The organism is Lacisediminihabitans sp. (assembly GCF_043726815.1).
Classification (GTDB): Bacteria; Actinomycetota; Actinomycetes; order Actinomycetales; family Microbacteriaceae; genus Lacisediminihabitans.
Map to the genome: position 1 here is coordinate 30,680 of NZ_JAYSJZ010000078.1, position 19,689 is coordinate 50,368.

Annotated in this window: 19 protein-coding genes; 10 read left to right on the plus strand and 9 right to left on the minus strand. The window is 67.4% G+C overall.

Annotation, left to right across the window (positions count from 1 at the left end; translation table 11 throughout):
* Nucleotides 1-33 precede the first annotated feature (33 nt).
* The 3 genes from ACHZD8_RS11900 to pheA are packed head-to-tail and all read right to left on the minus strand — an operon-like array spanning nt 34 to nt 1,744.
* Nucleotides 34-312 carry a hypothetical protein gene (locus tag ACHZD8_RS11900; RefSeq protein ID WP_394770639.1) on the minus strand — a complete coding sequence of 93 codons (279 nt, stop codon included), beginning with the start codon at nt 310-312 and terminating at the stop codon, nt 34-36.
* Complete coding sequence (locus tag ACHZD8_RS11905; protein WP_394770640.1) at nt 309-773, minus strand: hypothetical protein; 465 nt, start codon at nt 771-773, stop codon at nt 309-311. Before ACHZD8_RS11905 ends, ACHZD8_RS11900 begins: the two co-directional genes overlap by 4 nt.
* Nucleotides 774-802: 29 nt before the next feature.
* Nucleotides 803-1,744 carry a prephenate dehydratase gene (pheA, locus tag ACHZD8_RS11910; RefSeq protein ID WP_394770641.1) on the minus strand — a complete coding sequence of 314 codons (942 nt, stop codon included), beginning with the start codon at nt 1,742-1,744 and terminating at the stop codon, nt 803-805.
* A 615-nt stretch (nt 1,745-2,359) separates the two neighbouring features.
* Between pheA and pgm the strand changes: the two genes are divergently transcribed.
* Nucleotides 2,360-3,979 (plus strand): phosphoglucomutase (alpha-D-glucose-1,6-bisphosphate-dependent), encoded by a 1,620-nt coding sequence (gene pgm / locus ACHZD8_RS11915; RefSeq protein WP_394770642.1) that lies wholly within the window; start codon nt 2,360-2,362, stop codon nt 3,977-3,979.
* 234 nt (nt 3,980-4,213) lie between these two features.
* Here the strand turns inward: pgm and ACHZD8_RS11920 are convergent, their stop codons facing one another.
* Complete coding sequence (locus tag ACHZD8_RS11920; protein WP_394770643.1) at nt 4,214-4,990, minus strand: M15 family metallopeptidase; 777 nt, start codon at nt 4,988-4,990, stop codon at nt 4,214-4,216.
* A 205-nt stretch (nt 4,991-5,195) separates the two neighbouring features.
* On the opposite strand from ACHZD8_RS11920, the gene ACHZD8_RS11925 reads away from it, so the two are divergent.
* From ACHZD8_RS11925 to ACHZD8_RS11950, 6 genes are all read left to right on the plus strand, one after another.
* A complete protein-coding gene (locus tag ACHZD8_RS11925) occupies nt 5,196-7,034 on the plus strand; it encodes an MDR family MFS transporter (protein WP_394770644.1) in 1,839 nt (612 codons plus the stop codon).
* A gap of 207 nt (nt 7,035-7,241) precedes the next feature.
* Complete coding sequence (locus ACHZD8_RS11930; protein ID WP_394770645.1) at nt 7,242-8,519, plus strand: ABC transporter substrate-binding protein; 1,278 nt, start codon at nt 7,242-7,244, stop codon at nt 8,517-8,519.
* A 79-nt stretch (nt 8,520-8,598) separates the two neighbouring features.
* Complete coding sequence (locus ACHZD8_RS11935; protein ID WP_394770646.1) at nt 8,599-9,561, plus strand: carbohydrate ABC transporter permease; 963 nt, start codon at nt 8,599-8,601, stop codon at nt 9,559-9,561.
* Nucleotides 9,558-10,445 (plus strand): carbohydrate ABC transporter permease, encoded by an 888-nt coding sequence (locus ACHZD8_RS11940; RefSeq protein ID WP_394770647.1) that lies wholly within the window; start codon nt 9,558-9,560, stop codon nt 10,443-10,445. Before ACHZD8_RS11935 ends, ACHZD8_RS11940 begins: the two co-directional genes overlap by 4 nt.
* Nucleotides 10,442-11,887: a GH1 family beta-glucosidase gene (locus ACHZD8_RS11945; RefSeq protein WP_394770648.1), complete on the plus strand. Its 1,446-nt coding sequence runs from the start codon at nt 10,442-10,444 to the stop codon at nt 11,885-11,887. The genes ACHZD8_RS11940 and ACHZD8_RS11945 overlap by 4 nt, the downstream gene beginning before the upstream one ends.
* A gap of 31 nt (nt 11,888-11,918) precedes the next feature.
* On the plus strand, nt 11,919-12,941 hold the full coding sequence (locus tag ACHZD8_RS11950) for a LacI family DNA-binding transcriptional regulator (RefSeq protein ID WP_394770649.1): 1,023 nt from the start codon (nt 11,919-11,921) through the stop codon (nt 12,939-12,941).
* Between the two features lie 14 nt (nt 12,942-12,955).
* On the opposite strand, the gene ACHZD8_RS11955 is transcribed toward ACHZD8_RS11950, so the two are convergent.
* Complete coding sequence (locus tag ACHZD8_RS11955) at nt 12,956-14,464, minus strand: FAD-dependent monooxygenase (RefSeq protein WP_394770650.1); 1,509 nt, start codon at nt 14,462-14,464, stop codon at nt 12,956-12,958.
* A 156-nt stretch (nt 14,465-14,620) separates the two neighbouring features.
* Here ACHZD8_RS11955 and ACHZD8_RS11960 point away from each other — a divergent pair, with 156 nt between their 5' ends.
* Nucleotides 14,621-15,160: a flavodoxin family protein gene (locus tag ACHZD8_RS11960; RefSeq protein ID WP_394770651.1), complete on the plus strand. Its 540-nt coding sequence runs from the start codon at nt 14,621-14,623 to the stop codon at nt 15,158-15,160.
* A gap of 6 nt (nt 15,161-15,166) precedes the next feature.
* On the opposite strand, the gene ACHZD8_RS11965 is transcribed toward ACHZD8_RS11960, so the two are convergent.
* On the minus strand, nt 15,167-16,018 hold the full coding sequence (locus ACHZD8_RS11965; RefSeq protein WP_394770652.1) for a DNA-methyltransferase: 852 nt from the start codon (nt 16,016-16,018) through the stop codon (nt 15,167-15,169).
* A gap of 69 nt (nt 16,019-16,087) precedes the next feature.
* Between ACHZD8_RS11965 and ACHZD8_RS11970 the strand changes: the two genes are divergently transcribed.
* Nucleotides 16,088-16,375, plus strand: coding sequence for a GNAT family N-acetyltransferase (locus tag ACHZD8_RS11970; RefSeq protein ID WP_394770653.1), 288 nt, complete (start codon nt 16,088-16,090; stop codon nt 16,373-16,375).
* Between the two features lie 15 nt (nt 16,376-16,390).
* Here the strand turns inward: ACHZD8_RS11970 and ACHZD8_RS11975 are convergent, their stop codons facing one another.
* The 3 genes from ACHZD8_RS11975 to ACHZD8_RS11985 form a co-directional block, all read right to left on the minus strand.
* Entirely contained in the window at nt 16,391-16,687 is a 297-nt protein-coding gene (locus ACHZD8_RS11975; RefSeq protein ID WP_394770654.1) for a hypothetical protein, read from the minus strand.
* A 67-nt stretch (nt 16,688-16,754) separates the two neighbouring features.
* Nucleotides 16,755-17,804 (minus strand): biotin/lipoate A/B protein ligase family protein, encoded by a 1,050-nt coding sequence (locus ACHZD8_RS11980; protein ID WP_394770655.1) that lies wholly within the window; start codon nt 17,802-17,804, stop codon nt 16,755-16,757.
* Between the two features lie 499 nt (nt 17,805-18,303).
* On the minus strand, nt 18,304-19,179 hold the full coding sequence (locus ACHZD8_RS11985) for an alpha/beta hydrolase (RefSeq protein WP_394770656.1): 876 nt from the start codon (nt 19,177-19,179) through the stop codon (nt 18,304-18,306).
* A gap of 96 nt (nt 19,180-19,275) precedes the next feature.
* Here ACHZD8_RS11985 and ACHZD8_RS11990 point away from each other — a divergent pair, with 96 nt between their 5' ends.
* Nucleotides 19,276-19,689 carry a MarR family winged helix-turn-helix transcriptional regulator gene (locus ACHZD8_RS11990; protein ID WP_394770657.1) on the plus strand — a complete coding sequence of 138 codons (414 nt, stop codon included), beginning with the start codon at nt 19,276-19,278 and terminating at the stop codon, nt 19,687-19,689.

Genomic DNA, 19,689 nt, shown 5'->3' on the forward strand with positions numbered 1-19,689 from the left:
GCGCTCGGGATGAAGCCTTCGCCCTCTACTGCGCTACTCCGGGCTGCCGGCGTCGACGTCGGCCTCGTCGGAGTCTGCGCGCGGGAGCCAGCGAAGTCCGCGCGAGAACAGCAGCCCGACCAGGATGCCCAGCCCGACGAGCACCGTCGTCGGAGCCATCTCGAAGATGATTTGGCCCAGATAAATCGAGAGAGGAACCTGTCCCTCGGTGAAGGTCTGGCCCTGGCTGTTGGCGGTGTATACCGCGCCGGCCGCGACCGCGGCCAGGAGCAGTCCGGCGAGGGCGATCAGCACCCGCTCGGCCCAATTCATCGCGAGCGACCGGAGCCGCGCACGGCCGCGACGAAGACGAGGCCGGCGATGGTGAGCAGCCCTACCGTCATGAGCGTCGGGCCCACCAGATTGCCCAGCACCTGCATGGTGCGGACGAAGCCATCCCGCGGCGTCTCGACTCCGCCGAAGTTTGCAATCGTCGATCGGATCGTGGCCAACAGGCCTCCGGCCACCAGCCCGACACCCACGACCCAGAGCACGGCGAAGTACGGATTGAGGCTGCGGCGCCTCGGCTCGAGACCCGGTGCCTCCGCCAGCTGCTCGGCGTGCTCTTTGGCGTCGATCGCGCTCGCTGGCGCGTCGTCCGGCATCGGCATCGGCTTCGAGGGAGTCGGCGCGGACTCGACCCGCGCCCTCGAGGGCCCGGCGCCCGGCTCGTAGCCGCGCTGGAACTCCGGGTTGTAGCGCGGATCTATCCGCTGCTCACGGTCGTCGGTCATGCTGCCCCCTCGGCGACCGACGACTCCGGCTATTCCAGCCCGGACTTCAAACGGTCGAGCCAGTCTCGCGCTTCGGTGAACACGGCGTCGCCGTATCGTTGGTCGAATTTTACTCGTATTCCGTCGGCGCGGGGATAGGAGCCCAGGAATGTCACGTTCGGGCTGAACCGACGGAGGCCCATCAGCGCATCCGCGACGCGTTCCTCGTCGATGTGCCCGTCCAGGTCGATCACGAAGCGGTAGCGTCCGAGGGCATCGCCGATGGGTCGGGATTCCAGCAGGCTCATGTTCACCCCGCGGGTGGCGAACTGCTCGAGCATCTCCAGCAGCGACCCGGCCCGGTCATCCGGGAGCTCGGCGATGATGCTCGTCTTGTCCGCCCCGGTCGCCGCCGGGGTCGTGGTGGTGCGGCTCACCAGCACGAACCGGGTGACGGCGTTCGGGTTGTCGCCGATGTTCTCGGCCAGCACGTCCAGGTCGTGGTGCGCGGTGATCCCGGGCGGGGCGATCGCGGCATCCGCGTGATCGGAGTCGAAGAGCGAGGCGGCCGCGGCCACGTTGGAGGTGGCCGGGATGTGGCCGTGGCTCGGGAGGTTGGCGTCGAGCCAGAGGTGGCACTGGGCGTAGGCCACCGGATGCGCGTTGATCACCCGCACGTCGGCGAGGGTCGTGCCGCGCCGCGCCACGAGCACGAAGTTCACCGGCACGAGGTACTCCCCGATTATGCGCAGGTGCGGGATGCTCGCCAGGGCGTCCTGGGTGGCCGAGACTCCGCCCTCGACCGAGTTCTCGATCGCGATCATCGCGGCGGCACTGCGGCCGGACACCACGTCGTCGAGGGCCTCGCCCACATTGTTGACCGAGCGCCAGGGCTTACCGGCGGCGGCGGCAACCTGGGACAGGGCGACCTCGGTGAAGGTGCCGGCTGGCCCGAGGTAGCTATAGGTTTCCGGCTGCGGCGTTTCGGGCATGCCCCGAGCCTATTGGTTGGGCGGCCCCGGCCGGCCCATCCGCGTGCTCAGTGGGCTTGGCGCCGTCGTTGCCGCCGTCGTTGCCGCCGTCGTTGCCCGGCCGCCCTGGGGCTGCTGGCTGGGCCGGGGTGCGCTGCTCGTGCATAACTCCGGCAATATTCGGCCGGGAACAGGATCGCCCCCGGGATTCCGGCGTCCGAGCCGGAGCCGCCCGCATCCTGCAGGAGTTATGCGCACGGCGGCGCGACGCGACGGACGGCGCACGGAAGGCACCACGCGCGCGCATCTCCCGCTCCGCCCCGGCAGCCGTTGCACCTTTCCGTCCCGTCCTCGTGCATAACTCCGGCAATATTCGGCCGGGAACAGGATCGCCCCCGGGATTCCGGCGTCCGAGCCGGAGCCGCCCGCATCCTGCCGGAGTTATGCGCACGGCGGAGCGATGATGCGGCGGAGCGACGAGGAACGGAAGGCAACGCCGGCGGGCCACCCCCGGCTCGGGATGGCCAAGGGACACCGCAGGCGGGAGCCGGCCGCGGCAGGGCAAACGAGGGCGAATTCATCGCGCGGACAATCCGTGGCTGGTGGCCTGACACCGCTGGATGCCAGACTTGCGGCATGAACGCTCGCGCAGGACAGCCCGCCCAGGAATCCGATCTCATCGACATCAAGGCGTTGGTACACGCCTACTACGAGCTGATACCGGATGTGACGGTGCCGGAGCAACGTGTGGTGTTCGGCACGTCCGGCCACCGGGGGTCGAGCTTCGACGCCGCGTTCAACGAGACGCACATTGCCGCCATCACGCAGGCGATCGTGGAGTACCGCGCGTCCCAGGGCATCACCGGGCCGCTCTTCATCGGCCGGGACACCCACGCGCTCAGCAGGCCCGCCGAGACGACCGCGCTCGAGGTGCTCTCCGCCAACGGGGTGAACGCCCTGGTCGACGAGTTCGACGACTTCGTGCCCACCCCCGCGCTCAGCCACGCGATCATCGCCTACAACGCGGCCGGCCACGACGACCAGGCCGACGGGATCGTCGTCACCCCCAGCCACAACCCGCCCCGCGACGGCGGCTTCAAGTACAACCCCCCGCACGGCGGTCCGGCCGACAGCGACGCAACCCACTGGATCGCGAACCGAGCGAACGAGATCATCGCCGAGGGCAGCCACGATGTGAAGCGCTCCGAGCCGACCGGGGTGGGCACCTACGACTACCGCGGCAAGTACGTGGACGACCTCGAGAACATCATCGACATCGAGGCGATCAAGAAGGCAGGCGTGCGCATCGGGGCCGACCCGCTCGGCGGGGCGAGCGTGCACTACTGGAGCGCCATCGCGGAGCGCTACGGTCTCGACCTCACCGTCGTCAACCCGACCGTCGATCCGCAGTGGGGATTCATGACCCTGGACTGGGACGGCAAGATCCGCATGGACCCGTCGTCGTCATCCGTGATGGCGAGCGTGCTCAAACACAAGGACGACTTCGACGTGGTCACCGGCAACGACGCCGACGCCGACCGGCACGGCATCGTCACGCCCGACGGCGGCCTGATGAACCCCAACCACTACCTCGCCGTGGCCGTGCAGTACCTCTACGGCCACCGGCCAGGCTGGAAGTCGGATGCCGCGGTGGGCAAGACGCTCGTCTCGAGCACCATGATCGACCGGGTCGCCAGCTCGCTCGGACGCCGCCTCTGGGAGGTTCCGGTGGGCTTCAAGTGGTTCGTGCCCGGGCTCGTGGACGGGTCGGTCGCGTTCGGCGGCGAGGAGTCGGCGGGGGCGAGCTTCCTGCGCAAGGACGGCACCGTCTGGACCACCGACAAGGACGGCATACTGCTCGCCCTGCTCGCCAGCGAGATCATCGCCGTGACCGGCAAGTCGCCGAGCGAGCTCTACACCGAACTCACCGAGAAGTACGGTTCGCCCGTCTACGAACGGGTGGATGCCGTGGCCACGAAGGCGCAGAAGGCCGCGCTCGGCAAGCTGAACGGCTCCGCCATCACGGCGGACAGTCTGGCCGGCGAGCCGATCATCGCAAAGCTCAGCGAGGCGCCGGGCAACGGCGCCGCCGTCGGGGGCGTGAAGGTGGTCACCGAGCACGCCTGGTTCGCCGCCCGGCCGAGTGGCACCGAGGACGTGTACAAGATCTATGCCGAGTCGTTCCTCGGGACGGAGCACCTCAAGCGGGTGCAGGCCGAGGCGAAGACCATCGTGGACGCCGCCCTCGGCTCCTGATCCGGCGGCCGGAGCCGTCGCGGCGGGAGACGTCGCGGCCGGAGCCGTCGCGGCCGGAGCCGTCGCGGCCGGAAGCCCGGCGGCGGGAGACGTCGCGGCCGGAAGCCCGGCGGCGGGAGAAATGAAGTCGGGGAGGGAGTCATAACTCCCGCCGCGAGCACATTTCCCCGCCGCAGCGGGCGATAGCCCCCGCCGCGGGGCGGTAACCCCCGCCGCGAGGGGCGAGCGGACGGCTCAGGGGGCGTAGTCGGGCGCGGGCGGCAGCCCGAAGAACTCCTCGAGGGTCGTGACCCCGGTGGCGTGCATCTCGGTGGCGAGCGGCACCCCGATGTAGCGGAAGTGCCAGGGCTCGTACATGTAGCCGGTGATGGCGGTCTTGTCCGCCGGGTACCTCAGCAGGAAGCCGAAGCGGTACGCGTTGGCGGCCAGCCACAGCCCCTGGGGTGTCTGCCCGAAGCAGGCAGCGAGCGCGCAGGTCAACGGAACGGCGCTGATGTCAGCCGCGAGGCCGGTCTGGTGCTCGCTGTATCCGGGCCTGGCGCTCTGCGCATCCGCACCGTCTTCACCCACGCTCGAGACGTAACCGTTGTAGACCTTCACCTGCACGCCGTACGAGCGGCTCGCGCTCTGGAGCTGCATTCCCCCAGCCCCTTCCGCCTTCGCGGTGGCGAACATGGCCGCCATGGCGCTCGCGGCCTCCGAACGAAGTCCTGGCGGGTTGAGGTGCGGCACCGGCGTGGTGATCAGGTCGGCCGGCACGTAGGTGGACGGCTCGAGCGGGCGCACCTTGTTCACCACCACCCAGATGCTCGCAGGATCGTCGATTGGCAGGGCGGTCTTGTCGAAACCGGACGGCGTGGGTGTCGGAGTCGGGGTGGGGGTGTCGGCGGCTTCGGGGGTCGCGCTCGACGAGCGGATCGGGGCCGTCACCGGCGCGCATCCCACCAGTCCGAGCGCGGCGGCGACGACGACGGCGCAGACGAAGACAGGGCTTCTGCTGCGCGAGGACATGCTGCCGATTTTAGCCTCGTCACAACTTGCGAAAATGCTTGCCGCAGGTGTAAGTTTGCACTCTACGCAAAGTTTCTTGGCCACTGGTGGATGCGTTCCGCTGTGGCCACTGTCGGTTAAGCCCCAACTCCACCCAGAACGAGGATCCATGTCACGCGCCGAAACTGCAAGCCGGGCCCAAGCGGTCCACGACTCTGGCGGGATCATGACCCACCGCCAGATACTCTTCGTGCTCTACGGCCTCATGGCCGGAATGTTCCTCTCCGCCCTCGACCAGACCGTGGTCGGCACGTCGATCCGCACCATCGCGGATGACCTGGACGGGCTGAGCCAGCAGGCCTGGGTCACCACGGCCTACCTGATCGTGTCGACCATCGCGACGCCGATCTACGGCAAGCTTTCCGACATCTTCGGCCGCCGGCCGTTGTTCCTCTTCGCGATCTCGATCTTCATCGCGGGCTCCGTGGCCTCGGGCTTCGCCACGTCGATCCTCGAGCTCGCCGCATTCCGCGCCATTCAGGGCATCGGCGCCGGAGGCCTGATGGCCCTCCCGCTCGCGATCATGGGCGACATGCTCGCGCCGCGGGAGCGCGCCAAGTACCAGGGCTACTTCCTCGCGGTATTCGGCATCTCGAGCGTCATCGGCCCGCTCATCGGCGGCCTCTTCGCCGGTGCGCCGTACATCCTGTTCATCGACGGCTGGCGCTGGGTCTTCCTGATCAACATCCCGATCGGCATCATCGCCCTCGGCATGGTGCTGAGGTTCCTGCACCTGCCGAAGCGCAGCGTCAACCGCAGCGTGCGCATCGACTGGTGGGGCGCCACGACGGTGATCATCGCCGTCGCGCCGCTGCTGCTCGTCGCCGAGCAGGGCCGCGACTGGGGCTGGGACTCGGCCGGGGCGATCGCCTGCTACATCGTCGGCGGCCTCGGCATCATCGCCTTCATCGTCTCCGAGAAGCTCATGGGAGACGACGCGCTCATCCCGCTCAAGCTCTTCAAGTCGCCCACCTTCTCCGTCGCCACCATCCTCGGTGTGCTCGTCGGCTTCGGCATGTTCGGCGCGATCTCGACCGTACCGCTGTACCTGCAGCTCGTGAAGGGCTCCACCCCCACCGAGAGCGGCTTCCAGCTGCTGCCGATGATCCTCGGCCTGATGATCTCCTCGATCGTCAGCGGCCAGCTCATCTCGCGCACCGGACGCTACAAGATCTTCCCGATCGTGGGCACCGGATTCATGGTGATCGGCTTCCTGCTGTTCACCACCATCAAGGCCGACACCAACTACTGGGTGCTCGCCGGTGCCATGCTGCTCGTGGGACTGGGCCTCGGCCAGCTCATGCAGACCCTGACGATCGCCAGCCAGAACTCGGTCGGACCACGCGACATCGGAGTGGCAACCTCGTCGTCCACGTTCTTCCGCCAGGTCGGTGGAACGCTCGGCGTCGCCGTGATCTTCTCGGTGGTGTTCAGCGTCGTCGGCGGCTACATCAAGGCCAACTTCACCAACAAGGACACCCTGCGCGCCGCCCTGGACGCCGCCCTCAACCCCGCGATCGCGAACGATCCGGCCAACAAGGGCATCATGTCCAAGATCTACAACGCGATTGTGGACCCGATCAAGGCGAACCTGCCTCCCCAGGTGGACCTGTCGAACGCCACCGCGCGTCACGGCGTGGTCGATACCGTGCTCGCCAAATTCACCCCGGGCAGCGCCGGCGGGGGCAGCACCACCACCTCGCTGGACGGCAACACCTCGTTCCTCAACCACGCCAATCACGCCCTGGCCGCGCCCTTCCTCAGCGGGTTCTCGGATGCCATGGTGCGCGGATTCTGGGTGAGCCTGATCGTGGTGCTCGTGGCCTTCATCCTGAGCTTCTTCCTCAAGGCAACGCCGCTTCGCCAGAAGTCGGCCATCCAGGAGGTGGCCGACCAGGACGCGGCGATTCTCGCCGTACAGGCCGCCGAGATGATGGGCGCACCGCTCGAACCGGACACGGCGACAAGCGGCGGTCGCAAGGATCCGGCGCCGACCGGATCGTAGCGCTCGACCAATTTTGGGCGGCTCACCAGCGTTTTTGGTGAGCCGCCCTTTTTTGTGTTGACAGCGGCCGAAGTCTCTGGGTATGGTTGGCCGCATTGCGTGGGAGCGCTCCCACACCTCGATTTGGGAGCGCTCCCACACACCCACACCCACACCCACACCCACACCCACACCCACGCACACACACACGCACACAAAGGAGTGACCGTGAAGTTTTCACGACGCACCACGGCTGTGGCAGCCATCGCCGGCGCCGCAGCTTTCGCAATCATCGCTACCGGATGCTCGGCCTCGACGACCCCAGCGGCCGACTCGAGCAAGCCGATCACCCTCACCCTGGCAACCTTCAACAACTTCGGTTACTCCGACGCGTTGCTGGCCAGCTACCACAAGCTGCACCCCAACGTCACCGTCGTCCAGAACAAGGCCGCCACGTCGGACGCCGCGCAGACCAACATGTTCACCAAGCTCGCCGCCGGCTCCGGCCTCGGCGACATCGAGGCGGTGGACGGCGACTGGATGCCCAAGCTTCGCCAGTACTCGAGCAAGTTCGTCGACCTCGCCAGCGCCGACAACAAGGGCCGCTACTCCGCGTGGAAGACAGCCGGCGGAACCGCTGGCGGCAAGGTAATCGGGCTCGGGACCGACATCGGCCCCGAGGCGATCTGCTACCGATCCGACCTCCTCGCCAAGGCCGGCATGCCGACCGATCCGGCCGACGTCGCCAAGCTCCTCACCGGCGACTGGGACAACTACTTCGCCGTCGGCGACAAGTTCACCGCGGCGAAGACGGGTGCGGCCTGGTTCGACTCCGCGGGGGCGACCTTCCAGGGTCTCGCCAACCAGTACAAGAACTTCTATGAAAAGAACGATGGAACCGTCATCGCCACGAGCAACCCCGACGTGAAGAAGGCGTTCTACTCGGTGTTGGCCGCGAGCAAGACCTCGTCGTCGCACCTGCCGGAGTGGACGAACGACTGGGCGTCAGGCATGGCCAATGGCGCCTATGCGACCATGCTCTGCCCCGCCTGGATGCTCGGCGTCATCGCCGGCGACTCGCCGAAGGTCACCGGCTGGAACATCGCGAGCGTCTTCCCCAACGGTGGTGGCAACTGGGGTGGGTCGTACCTGACCGTCCCCTCCCAGGGAAAGCACACCGCCGAGGCCAAGGCCTTCGCGGACTGGCTGACCGCTCCCGCCCAGCAGATTTCGGCCTTCAAGACCGCCGGAACCTTCCCGAGCCAGGTCGCGGCCTACACGGACCCGACCCTGACGGGCGCAACCAATGAGTTCTTCAACAACGCTGCAATCGGCAAGATCTTCATCGACCGCGCCAAGGCAGTGAAGGTGACCCCCTTCAAGGGAGTCAAGTACTCCGCGGTCATGACCGCCGTGCAGAACGGTCTCACCCGGGTCGAATCCGGATCGCAGTCCATCGATGACTCCTGGACCCAGGTGGTCTCCGACATCAAGGCGCTGGGCTAGTCCCACCGATGAGGCCGTGCCCGTCCGACGGGCACGGCCTCATCGCCGGATGCATCGCCCCCAACCCCCGGAGTGCTCCATGACCACCACAACAACTCTTCGTCGCGTCGACCGCTCGCCTCGCCGCATCGCCTTCAGCCAGACCCTGGGTCGCTGGGACATCAAGTTCTCGCCCTACCTTTACGTCTCGCCGTTCTTCCTGCTGTTCGCCGTGGTCGGGCTCTTCCCGCTGCTCTACACGGGCTGGGTATCGCTTCACGCCTGGGACCTCATCGGCGGGCAGGGCGACTTCGTCGGCCTCGACAACTTCACCTTCGTGCTGTCCCAAGCCACGTTCTGGAAGGCGCTCGGCAACACCTTCAGCATCTTCCTGCTCTCGGCGGTGCCCCAGATCGCCGTGGCGATAGTCATTGCCGCGGTGTTGGACCAAAACCTCCGCGGCAAAACCTTCTGGCGCATGGGGGTTCTGATTCCCTACATCATCATGCCGGTGGCGGTAGCCCTCATCTTCAGCAACCTGTACGGGGACCGCTACGGACTCGTCAACACGCTTCTCGGGCACATCGGAGTGCCCGCGATCCAGTGGCACTCGAACCCGCTGGCCAGCCAGCTCGCGATTGCGACGATGGTGAACTTCCGCTGGACCGGGTACAACGCCCTCATCCTGCTCGCCGGAATGCAGGCGATCTCGCGGGACTATTACGAGGCCGCCGAGATCGACGGGGCGGGCCCGGTACGCCGCTTCTTCTCCATCACCGTGCCGCAGTTGAGGCCGACACTCATCTTCGTGATCATCACCGCGACCATCGGCGGTCTCCAGATCTTCGATGAGCCCAAGCTGTTCGACCAGACCGGCACCGGCGGCGCCAACGGTCAGTGGCTCACTCTCACGCTCTACCTGTACAACCTCGGCTGGACCCAACTCAACTTCGGCCGCGCATCGGCCGTGGCCTGGCTGCTGTTCATCGTCATTGTCATCATCGGTCTCGTGAACCTGGCGATCACCCGCCTGATCGCCAGCAACGAAGGAGTCCGCAAATGAGCGCGCTGAACCCACGACTGGCGTCGTCTGCAGTGACGAGGCGGCGCAAGCGGTCACTTCAGCGCAGAGGCCCGGGCCTTGTCGCCTACGGCTTCCTCGCCGCGGTGATCCTCGGGTCGGTGTTCCCCCTCTATTGGTCGCTGCTGATCGGAAGCGGGGACTCCAGCACGATCAACGATCCCAACATGTCCTGGATCCCGGGAGGCAACTTCTTCACGAACGCGGCGTCGGTGATCAACAACGAGAGCGTGAACTTCTGGAAGTCGGTCACGAACAGCATCATCGTCTCGACGGTCGTCTCGGCCTCGGTGGTGTTCTTCTCCACGCTCGCGGGGTACGCGTTCGCCAAGCTCCGGTTCCGGGGCAAGCGCGGGCTGCTCACCTTTGTGATCGCGACCATGGCAGTGCCGACCCAGCTCGGCGTCGTCCCCCTGTTCATCGCGATGTCCTCGTTCGGGTGGACCGGCACCCTCGGCGCCGTGATCGTGCCCGCGCTCGTCACGGCCTTCGGCGTGTTCTGGATGACCCAGTATCTGAGCCAGTCGCTTCCCGACGAGCTCATCGAAGCCGCCCGCATGGACGGTGCGAACATGTTCCGCTCGTTCTGGAGCGTCGGCCTGCCCGCCGCGCGTCCCGCCGCCGCGATGCTCGCCCTGTTCACCTTCATCACGACCTGGACAAACTTCTTCTGGCCCTTCATCGTGTTGAACGCCTCGAATCCCACCCTTCCCGTTTCTTTGGCTACACTTCAGGCGAACTACTTCGTGAACTACTCGATCGTGCTTGCCGGAGTGCTCCTCGCCACGATCCCGCTGATCGTCCTTTTCGCTGTGGCGGGCCGTCAGTTGGTGGCCGGAATCATGCAGGGAGCAGTAAAAGGATGACCGACATGACACTGCGCGAGATCCGGCCGACGCGGGAAGGCTCCCGCCGAGCGTTTCCCCAGGACTTCCTGTTCGGGGTGGCGACCGCGGCGTACCAGATCGAGGGCGCCGCTCACGAGGACGGCCGCACCGACTCGATTTGGGACGCATTCTGCCGCGTTCCGGGCGCCGTCGTGGGCGGCGACTCCGGTGAGGAGGCCTGCGACCATTACCATCGGTTCGCCGACGACGTGGCTCTGATGGCGGATCTCGGGCTGCAGACCTACCGCTTCTCCACGTCATGGTCCCGGGTACGCCCGGACGGCCGCGAGGTGAACAAGCAGGGTCTCGCCTTCTACTCGAGGCTCGTGGACGAGCTGCTGGAAAAGAACATCAAGCCGTGGCTCACGCTCTACCACTGGGACCTGCCCCAGGCCCTCGAGGAGAAGGGCGGCTGGGCCAACCGAGACACCGCGTTCCGGTTCGCCGAATACGCCGCCACCGTGCACGACGTGCTCGGCGACCGGGTGACGGCGTGGACCACGCTCAACGAGCCATGGTGCGCGGCGTTCCTCGGGTACATCGGCGGGGAGCACGCCCCCGGTCGCCAGGAGGTTCCCGCGGGCCTGGCCGCCGGCCACCATCTGCTATTGGGTCACGGCCTCGTCGTGAACGAGCTTCGATCGCGCGACTCGTCCCTCGAACTGGGCATCACCCTCAACCTCACCGTGGCCGACCCGGTCGATCCGAACGAGCCGGGGGACATCGACGCCGCTCGCCGCATCGACGGGCAGTTCAACCGCTTCTTTCTCGACCCGATCTTCCGCGGCGAATACCCCGAAGACGTGCTGGCGGATGTCGCGGGCAACGACTTCGAGACAGTGGTGCAGCCGGGCGACCTGGCCATCATCTCCGCACCGATCGACGTTCTCGGCGTCAACTACTACCACGGCGACTTCGTGAGCTCACGACCCGGGGCCGCTGAAGCCACGACCGCCGCGCCTTCCGAACGACCGAAACGCTCGCCGTTTCCCGCCGCAGATGGCGTGTTCTGGCACCCGCGTGAGCTCCCGCTCACCGCCATGGGGTGGGAGGTGCAGCCCGAGGGGCTCACCAGGCTCCTGCGGCGCGTGCACGACGAGTACACCGGCCCGGCCGGGGTCGACCTCTACGTCACGGAGAACGGCGCGGCGTACAACGATGTGGTCGAGGCCGACGGCTCGGTGCACGATGACGACCGGCTCGAGTTCCTTCGACTGCACCTCGGTGCGATCCTCGACGCGATCGATGACGGAGTCGACGTGAAGGGCTACTTCTACTGGTCGCTCATGGACAATTTCGAGTGGGCCTGGGGCTATGACAAGCGCTTCGGCATCGTGCGCGTCGACTATGACACCCAGCGGCGCACCCCCAAGGACAGCGCCATCGAGTATCGCGACATCATCGCGAGGAGAGCGCTGTAGGGCCGGGATCACTGGCTAGACTTCGTTTCAAATGACTACTGTGCCGCCACCCCGCCGTGTCGCGCCGACCCTGGAAGCGGTTGCCGCCGAGGCGGGCGTGTCGCGGTCCACGGTCTCTCGCGTCGTGAACGGGTCGAACCAGGTGAGCCCGGATGTCGAGGCGGCCGTGAACGCGGCGATCGAGCGGTTGCACTACATCCCCAATCGCGCCGCCCGGTCTCTCGCCAACAACCAGACCATGGCGATCGCGCTGGTGATTCCCGAAGACACCACACGGTTCTTCGGTGACCCGTACTTCGCCGCGATCGTGCAGGGCATCACCAGGGGTCTCGACGAGAGCGACTACGTTCTCACCCTGCAGGTGGCACAGTCCCACCCCCGTGAGAAGACGATGCGCTACCTCGCCGGCGGCAATGTCGATGGCGCCTTCGTCGTCTCGCACCACTCGGGCGATCTGTTTCCGGGCAGCCTTGCGTCCTCGATGCCGGTGGTCTACGGCGGCCGACCTCTGCGTCCGGACGACCCACCCGCCTACTTCGTGGACGTGGACAACGTGGCCGCCGCAGAGCGCGGCACGCAATACCTGATCGACAAGGGGCACACCAGGATCGCGATGGTCGCCGGACCATCCGACATGCCGGCCGGCCTCGACCGCACGGCGGGCTGGTCTCGTGCCATGGCAGCGGCCGGGCTCTCGACTGAGCGGATCGCCTACGGGGACTTCTCGCTCGCGAGCGGCGCGCGCGCCATGCGCGAGATCCTCGACCGGTTTCCCGACCTCGACTCCGTGTTCGTGGCGAGCGACCTCATGGCGATCGGCGCCATCCAGGTGCTCATGGAGCGGGGCCTCAGCGTGCCGGCGGACGTCGCCGTGATGGGGTTCGATGACTCCCCCGCCGCGACCAGCGGCACCATCCAGCTCACGACGGTGCACCAACCCTCCGAGGCGGTCGGTGCCGAAATGGCCCGGATGATGCTCGCGCTCCTGCGCGGCGAGCCGGTGGAGCACAAGCGCATCCTGGAGACCCACATCGTGGAGCGCGACTCCGCGTAACCGGCCTTCGACCGTCACCGCCAGGGCAGCGCCGCCCCGAAGACCCGCTCCGCGTGCGAAGGAGCCGCCTTCGCCGCGACGAAGCCGTCGGGACGCACGAGGTAGAGCAGCCCCGGCGCGAGGGCGGTGCGACCGATCGACGCAAACGAATGGGCCGGCACGCCGAGGGCGGCGCCGACCTCCGCGGCATCGGACCCTCCATAGCCGTGCACCTGCCACTCGAAGGAGCGCAGCGAGACGTAGTTGCCGCCGGTCCAGGGAAGCCGTCGGCCGACGACGGGGTCGCGCCGGCCGTTCTCTCGTTGCTTCGCCCCGGCATCCATCCAGTAGTGGATGCGGGTCTGGGAGAGGTACTCGAAGAAGCGAGAGGACCCGGGCAGCCGCGGGAGCACGCGGATCACGAACGGAGCGAGGACCGGCGCGACACGACGCCGCACCCACCGGGCGCGCGGAGTCGAGGAGGTGGCGAGACCGAACACCCGATCGGTGGTGGACATCAATCGGAGCGCCACCGGGCGCCGCTCGGCCTCATAGCGGTCGAGGTACGACTCCGGGGCCCGCCCGGAGAGAACGTCGACGAGCTTGAGGGCGAGATTGTGGGCATCCTGCAACCCGGTGTTCATGCCTTGCGCGCCCACCGGAGAGTGCACATGGGCCGCGTCGCCGGCAAGGAAGACGTGACCCTTGCGGAACACGGCAGCCGTGCGATGCTGCACCCGGTAGGTCGAGAACCACTTCGACTGCCCCCAGCGGACGCCGAACGCACCGTCGACCGCCGCTCGCGCCGACGACTCGACGATGTCGCCCCCGCCGGTCGGGGGAAGCAGCCCGATGATGCGGTGATGGCCGGCTGCGTTGTCCGCGTCGAGGGGAAAGGTCAGCAGGAACTCGGCGTCCCCCAGCCTCAGGTTGACCGCATCCGCCACGAGCCCCACCGCCTGGTCGGCGTCGCACACGAAGAAGGTGTGGCCGTAGGTCGAGCCGGCGAAGTCGATGCCGAGCGCCCGACGCACGGCCGAGTTGCTGCCGTCCGCGCCGACCACGTAGCGGGCGCGGATGCGGCGAACGCCCTCCGGCGAACGCACCACCACCTCGCCAGACGCGGCGAGGCCTTCTGGCAGCTCGACCGTCGCATTCCACCCGACGGACACCCCCAGCTCGGCGAGATGCGCTCCCAGGATGGACTCGGTCTTGCTCTGTTCGAGCACCGTGAGTCGGGGAAACGGGGTGACTCCCTCGCCGATCGCCCCGACCTTAAGCTTGCCGAAGCGGCGGCGGCCGTATCCCGGGACGACGAACCGAGCCTCGGTGCTCGCTGCAGCCATGCGCCCGGCGATGCCGAGCTGGTCGTAGATCTCCATGGTGCGGGCTTGAAGCACGACGGCGCGGGATTCGACCGTCGGACCGGCCTTCCGGTCCACGATGGCGACCCGCACGCCGCGACGCGCCAGCACGACGGCGAGAAGCAGGCCGGTCGGGCCGGCGCCGATCACCAGCACATCCGGGGTGTCCACATCCGTCACCGGTACTCCCTCCGCCGGATTCCGATTGTCCTCCAGTTTCGCGCGGAGCGCCGATCAGCGCCCGTGGCACGGGACGTTGGACCCTAATCGCCAACGACAGAGGAGGGAACGTGGAGGTACTTCCATCCCCGCGACTCTTTTAGGGAGAGCATTGAAATGAGCATCGTCGTCGTCTACGAATCCATGTTCGGCAACACCCGGCAGGTCGCCGAGGCGATCGCCGACGGGCTCGGTCCATACGGTCCGGTGACCCTCGTCAACGTCAATGACGCCTCGGCCAAGGATGCCGCGGAGTCCGCGAGCCTGTTGGTGGTGGGCGGCCCGACCCACGTGCACGGGATGAGCCGTCAGACGTCCCGAGACGAGGCGCCGAGTTGGGCCAACGACCCGGCGAAGAAGCTCACCCTCGAACCCCTCGCCCCCGGAACCGGGGTGCGGGAGTGGATCGACGGCCTCGATCGCGTGCCGCCGCTGTTCGCGGCGTTCGACACCCGGGCGGACATCGCTCGACTCCTCTCCGGTGCCGCCTCGGGACGCATCGAACACGAGCTGAAGGCACGCGGCTCGCACGCCGTGCTGCCCGGAGCGAGCTTCCTCGTGTCCAAGGACACCGTGCTCGAGGATGGCGAACTCGACCGAGCCCGCGACTGGGCCGCCAGCGTGGGAAAGGCCGCGGGGATCCCGATCACCACCTGACGCCCGCTAGGAGAAGACGACTCCGGCCTTGGCCAACCGGGCGCCGATCACCGCGATCGACTCCTCGCTCTGGTCGACCAGCACGAAACGGCGGCCGAGGGCGGCGGCGACCGCACCCGTCGTGCCGGAGCCCGCGAAGAAGTCGAGCACCCAGTCGCCCTCGCGACTGGATGCCTGCACGATTCGGCGCAGGATCCCCTCCGGCTTCTGAGTGGGGTATCCGGTCTTCTCCCGGCCGGTCGGCGAGACGATCGTGTGCCACCAGACGTCGGTCGGGAGCTTTCCTCGAGCCACCTGCTCGGCGGTGACGAGCCCCGGCGCCATGTACGGCTCGCGGTCGACAGCGGTCGAGTCGAAGTGATACCCCTGCGGGTTCTTCACGTAGACGAGGATCGTGTCGTGCTTGGTGGGCCACTTCGACTTGGATTTCGCCCCGTAGTCGTAGGCCCAGATGATCTCGTTGAGAAAGCTCTCCCGGCCGAACAGCGCGTCGAGCAGCACCTTGGCATAGTGCGCCTCGCGAAAGTCCAGGTGCAGGTAGAGCGTGCCGTCGTCGGCGAGCAGGCGCCAGGCCTCGGCGAGCCGCGGCTCGAGGAACAGCCAGTAGTCCTCGAAGCGGTCGTCATAGCTCATCAGGTCGCCGCGGATGCGCTCGTACTGCTGGCCCTTGAACCCGCGGATCGGGCCGTCCGCCGACCGAACGCTCGTCGTCGACTGCCTGGCCTGGCTGCGCCCGGTGTTGAACGGCGGATCGAGGTAGATGAGGGTGAAGGCGCCGTCGGGAAGCCCGGCCGCAACCTCCAGGTTGTCTCCCAGGATCACCCGATTCGGGGAATCGGCTGTGAAGAGCTGGGACATTCCCTCATTCTCCCATCGCGGCGGACCGTCACGTTGCGTCGGCGAGCGTGGCGAACGTAGGCTCGACGGATGTCTACCGAAGTGCTGCATCTCCCGGGCCAGAACCGCTACGTCTTCGAGAAGGACGGCGAACAGGTCGGGCTCACCGACTACACCCTGCGCGGCAATTCGATCCACATCACCCACACCGAGATCGACCCGCACCTGCGGGGCGGCGGACTCGGGGCGCAGATGGTGCAGTCGGTGCTCGACTCCATCCGCACCGACACGAGCTACCGCGTGGTGGCAGAGTGCCCGTTCGTGGTCGACTGGCTGGAGAAGCACCCGGAATACCAGGAGCTGGAGTTGCGCGGCTAGTTAGCTCGCGGCTAGTTAGCTTCTGCGGGATCCTCGGTTGAGGTCGATCTTGACCTGGCCGTTATAGATGCCCCGATCCGGATCGCCGGCCACCGGCGCGGGGGCGGGGAGGATCGTCTGGCGATCCAGTTCCATCGCCGCCTCGTGCCGCGCTGGAGCGAAAACCTCGTCGCCGATGCCGATGAGCCCGGCCCCGGTCCCCGAACTCTTGGGCTTATCGTGCCCGCTGAGATCGATCAGGCCGAAGCGCTGCGCGAGGTAACCGAGGACGACGATGCCGAGCACCACGGCACCGAAAATCCACCAGTTCATGTCTCAAGGGTAATCGACACTCCGGAGATTCGTGGATGTCGCGGAATCTCCCGGTGGTTTCGAGCACCTAGGGAACGCGCTGCAGCCACTCCTCGGTGCCGAACTTGTCCACGACAAGCTGCTGGGCGCGGGCGAGTTCGTCCATCGTGACGTCGCTCGCTGACGCCCCGTACAGGCCGGTGAAGGTCTCCTCCATGCGCGTGATGATGGCCGCGCGGCTGAGCCCGGTCTGGCTGCGCAGCGGGTCGACGCGCTTGTTGGCGCTCTTTGTTCCCTTGTCGCTCATCTTCTCGCGCCCGATCCGCAGCACCTCGACCATGCGGTCGCCGTCCATGTCGTAGCTCATCGTCACGTGGTGCAGCACGGCGCCGGTTCCGAGTCGCTTCTGGGCTGCCCCGCCGATCTTGCCGGTGGGGCTCGTGATGTCGTTCAGGGGCTGGTAAGACGCGTCGATGCCAAGTGACTTGAGGGCGGTGATCACCCACTCGTCGAGGAAGGCGTAGGAGTCGGCGAAGGTCATCCCCTGCACCAGCTCGATCGGCGCGTAGATCGAATAGGTGATCACGGAGCCCGCCTCCATGAACATGGCCCCGCCGCCGCTCACCCGGCGCACCACCTGGAATCCGTACTTCGCCGCGTTCTCGAGGTCCACCTCGTTCTTCACCGACTGGAAGCTGCCGATCACCACGCCGGGCTCATTCCACTCCCAGATGCGCAGGGTCGGCTGGCGCCGACCGGAGCCGACCTCCTCCGAAAGCACCTGGTCGAGGGCCATCTGCAGCACGGGCGGATAGGCCTCCCCGTGGATGAGCTGCCAGTCGTAATCGGTCCAGCTGGTCGCACGGGCGAGCGAGCGGCGCACGGCCACGGCCACCGATTCCGGCGCGAAGCCGAGCAGGATCGCGTCCTCCGGCAGGGCGCGACGCACCGCGGTCGCGATCGTGGCCGCGTCGCTGTCTTCCGACAGACCGTTCACCGCGTGGTCGATGCGGCCCAGGGCGCTGTCCGGCTCGAGGAAGAAGTCGCCGGACAGGTGGAAGTTCGCGATCAGGCCGTCGACGACATCGAGGTCGACCACCACCAGCTTGCCGCCAGGAACCTTGAACTCGCCGTGCATGGATGTGCCTCTCGATTCGACTGCCCGCTTGCCAGTTCCAGCCTAAGCCTCGCGCGTCCGGGCTCGCCCGCCCTCACGTGCCTCACCCGCGCCGCCGCACTCGCCCGCCGCACTCACCCGCCGCCCTCGCCGCCGCCCTCACCGCCGCCCTCGCGTTTCTCCGGAGCATCCGCGCATCCCGACCCCAAATCGGCCTCGAACGGGCCGAAACGGTCCAGAGGGCGCGAAACCTCCGGAGAAACGCAAGGCACGTCAGTGCAAGCAGCGCGGCCGCACCGCCGGCGCCGACCCCGCGAGAGCCCAACCGCCCGCCGCACTCACGTTTCTCCGGAGCATCCGCGGATCCCGGCCCCAAATCAGACCCGAAAGGGCCGAAACGGGCCAGACGACCCGAAACCTCCGGAGAAACGCGAGGCACGAGAAACGCGAGGCACGAGAAATCCGCGGCACGAGAAAGGCGAGCACGAGCAACCCGCGCCATGAGAAACTGCTTCGGCGGTCAGCCGGCGGGGGCGAGGCGGGAGAGCAGCCACGCGATGGTGTCCGCGTAGACCTCTTCCCGATTGATCTCGTTGAAGATCTCGTGCCGGGCATCGGCGTAGACGATGAGTTCGACGTCGCTGAGCTGGGCGCGGCTGAGATACGCCCTGGCAAGCTTCTCCACGCTGCGCTCCCCGCCGAGAGTGTCCTCGCTGCCGATCTGGATCAGCACCGGGATGTCCCTGGCGAGGTTCCTGGCCGGCCGGCCGAGCAGCCGCAGGCTGTCCGCGAGCCCGAAGAGCTTCATCCCGTTGGCCTTGAAGGTGAGCGGGTCGTCGAGGAACGCCTGCCCGACGCTGTCGTCGCGGCTGAGCCACTCGTAGCCGGTGCTGCCGAGGTGGGCGTGTTTCTTGGCGAGGTCGCCGCCGTTCATGTGGATGAGCGTGCGGTACGCGGTGCCGGTGAGCACGAGGGCGTCGTAGTCCTCGGCGTGCTTGTTGACGATCGACTGCGCGATGAGCGATCCCCAGCTGTGCCCGAGGAGGGCGAGCGGCACTCCCGGATTCTCCTCGCGGATGATCTGGCTGAGCTGCCGAACCTCCGCGATTGTGGAGCGGATGCCGCCCGGGCCGAGGTCGCCGAGCTTCGAGCGGTCGCCGCCCCACTGGTCGAGTCCCGTCTGGCCGTGGCCTCGGTGGTCGTCGGCGTAGACGGTGAAGCCGGCGGCGACGAGCTTCTGCGCGAGCTCCTCGTAGCGCCCGGCGTACTCGCCGAGGCCGTGCGCGATCTGCACGATCCCGCGCGGCTTGCCGACCTTCCACTGGTAGAAGTGGATGGTCACGCCGTCCGCATCGACGAAGGTGCGCTCCTGGCGCTCGGCGATGAACTGGATCATCCGGCCTCCTCCGCTCGCGAATCGTGCCCCCAGTGTATTGCTCCCGGCGGCCCTCCAATTTTCGTTAGCAAGGCTAATTTGCTATGCTAAGTAATTGTGCCGCACGACGATCAGGAACTCCGCCTCTCCATCCAGCGTCTCGCCCGTCGCATCCGATCGATGCAGGCCGACGAAGACGTGACGGAGGGCCAGCGCAGCGTGCTCTTCGCGCTGGACAACAAGGGCTCGCAGACCCTCGGCTCGCTCAGCGAGCACGAGCACGTGACGCCGCCGAGCATGAACCGCACGGTGAACGCCCTCGTCGCGGCGGGACTCGTCACCAGGGTCACCGCCGAGGACGACGCCCGCAAGGTCACGCTCGACCTCTCGGCGGCCGGCCGTGCCTTCATCGACGAGACGCGACGGCGGCGAGACGCCTGGTTCACCAAGCGACTCGCGCTGCTCACCCCTGAGCAGCGACGCCTGCTCGACGAGGTCGCGCCGATCCTCAGGGAGCTTGCCGACCAGTGA